The organism is Streptomyces sp. NPDC054841 (genome assembly GCF_053611045.1).
This window is the reverse complement of the sequence record NZ_JBSGZO010000782.1, coordinates 1-2,374: the sequence shown is the minus strand read 5'-3', so window position 1 is coordinate 2,374 and position 2,374 is coordinate 1. Positions and strand designations below refer to the sequence as shown.

At 69.5% G+C, this 2,374-nt stretch carries 1 protein-coding gene; it reads right to left on the bottom strand.

Features of this window, described 5'->3' with window-relative positions:
• Positions 1 to 39: 39 nt before the first annotated feature.
• Complete coding sequence (locus tag ACWGI8_RS43145; RefSeq protein ID WP_453668957.1) at positions 40 to 2,259, bottom strand: NADP-dependent isocitrate dehydrogenase; 2,220 nt, start codon at positions 2,257 to 2,259, stop codon at positions 40 to 42.
• Positions 2,260 to 2,374: the final 115 nt, after the last annotated feature.

Here is a 2,374-nt window from a genome sequence, read left to right as displayed (position 1 = left end):
GATGTCCGGCCGGGGCGGTCAGTGATGTACGGGCGCGGGTCAGGCCAGGGTCGCGAGCGCCTGGTTCAGGGTCGCCGACGGACGCATGACCGCCGACGCCTTCGCCGGGTCCGGCTGGTAGTAGCCGCCGATCTCGGCCGGCGAGCCCTGCACCGCGAGCAGCTCGCCCACGATGGTCTGCTCCTGGTCGGTCAGCGTCTTGGCCAGGGCCGCGAACGCGCCCGCCAGCTCGGCGTCGTCGGTCTGCTTCGCCAGCTCCTGGGCCCAGTACAGCGCCAGGTAGAAGTGGCTGCCGCGGTTGTCGATGCCACCGACGCGACGGGTGGGCGACTTGTCCTCGTTCAGGAAGGTCGCCGTCGCCCGGTCCAGGGTGTCGGCGAGGACCTGGGCGCGGGCGTTGCCGGTGGTCTGCGCGAGGTGCTCGAAGCTCGCCGCGAGCGCGAAGAACTCGCCCAGGCTGTCCCAGCGCAGGTAGTTCTCCTTGACCAGCTGCTGGACGTGCTTCGGCGCGGAGCCGCCGGCGCCCGTTTCGAACAGGCCGCCGCCCGCCATCAGCGGGACGACCGACAGCATCTTGGCGCTGGTGCCCAGCTCCAGGATCGGGAACAGGTCGGTCAGGTAGTCGCGCAGCACGTTTCCGGTGACGGAGATCGTGTTCTCGCCGCGGCGGATGCGCTCCACGGAGAGCTTGGTCGCCTCGACCGGGGAGAGGATCCTGATGTCCAGGCCCTCGGTGTCGTGCTCCGGCAGGTACTGCTCGACCTTCTCGATCAGCTTGGCGTCGTGGGCGCGGTTCTCGTCCAGCCAGAACACGGCCGGGTCGCCGGTCGCGCGGGCGCGGGTGACGGCGAGCTTGATCCAGTCGCGGACCGGCGCGTCCTTGGTCTGGCACATGCGGAAGATGTCCTCGGCACCGACCACCTGCTCCAGGACCACGTCACCGGCCTCGTCGACGACCCGCACGGTGCCCGTGGCGGGGATCTCGAAGGTCTTGTCGTGGCTGCCGTACTCCTCGGCCTTCTGCGCCATCAGACCGACGTTGGGCACCGAGCCCATCGTCGCGGGGTCGAAGGCGCCGTTCGCCCGGCAGTCGTCGATGACGACCTGGTAGACACCGGCGTAGCTGCTGTCCGGGAGGACCGCGAGGGTGTCGGCCTCCTGGCCGTCCGGGCCCCACATGTGGCCGGAGGTGCGGATCATCGCCGGCATGGAGGCGTCGACGATGACGTCGCTCGGGACGTGCAGGTTGGTGATGCCGCGGTCGGAGTCGACCATCGCGAGCTCGGGGCCCTCGGCCAGCTCGGCGTCGAAGGACGCCTTGATCCCGGCGCCCTCGGGCAGCGACTCCAGGCCCTTGAAGATGCCGCCGAGACCGTCGTTCGGGGTCAGACCGGCCGCGGCGAGCGTCTCGCCGTACTTGGCGAACGTCTTCGGGAAGAAGGCGCGCACCACGTGGCCGAAGACGATCGGGTCGGAGACCTTCATCATCGTGGCCTTCAGGTGCACCGAGAACAGCACGCCCTCGGCCTTGGCGCGGGCCACCTGCGCGGTGAGGAACTCGCGCAGCGGCGCCACGCGCATGACGGACGCGTCCACGACCTCGCCCGCCAGCACCGGCACGGACTCGCGCAGGACGGTGGTGGAGCCGTCGTCGCCCTTCAGCTCGATGCGCAGGGAGCCGTCCTTGGTGATGACCGCGGACTTCTCGGTGGAACGGAAGTCGTCGACGCCCATGGTGGCGACGTTCGTCTTCGAGTCGGCGGCCCAGGCGCCCATGCGGTGCGGGTGGGTCTTGGCGTAGTTCTTGACCGACGCGGGGGCGCGGCGGTCGGAGTTGCCCTCGCGCAGGACCGGGTTGACGGCGCTGCCCTTGACCTTGTCGTAACGGGCGCGGATGTCGCGCTCCTCGTCGGTCTTCGGGTCGTCCGGGTAGTCCGGAAGTGCGTAGCCCTGCTCCTGCAGCTCGGCGATCACGGCCTTCAGCTGCGGGATCGACGCCGAGATGTTCGGCAGCTTGATGATGTTCGCACCGGGCGTCTTGGCAAGCTCGCCGAGCTCGGCGAGGGCGTCGCCGATCCGCTGGCCCTCCTCCAGACGCTCCGGGAACTGGGCGATGATGCGCCCTGCCAGGGAGATGTCGCGGGTCTCCACAGCGACCCCGGCGGTCGAGGCGTACGCCTGGACGACAGGCAGGAACGAATACGTCGCCAGGGCCGGAGCCTCGTCAGTGTGCGTATAGATGATGGTCGAGTCAGTCACCGGGTGCTCCGCTCCACGTCTGCAACATTGCTCGACATCAAGATATCTCGTGCCGACGGCCCACTCGACAGGACCCTGCCTCCGATGCGGCGGCACGGCGGAAACACGATGCCGC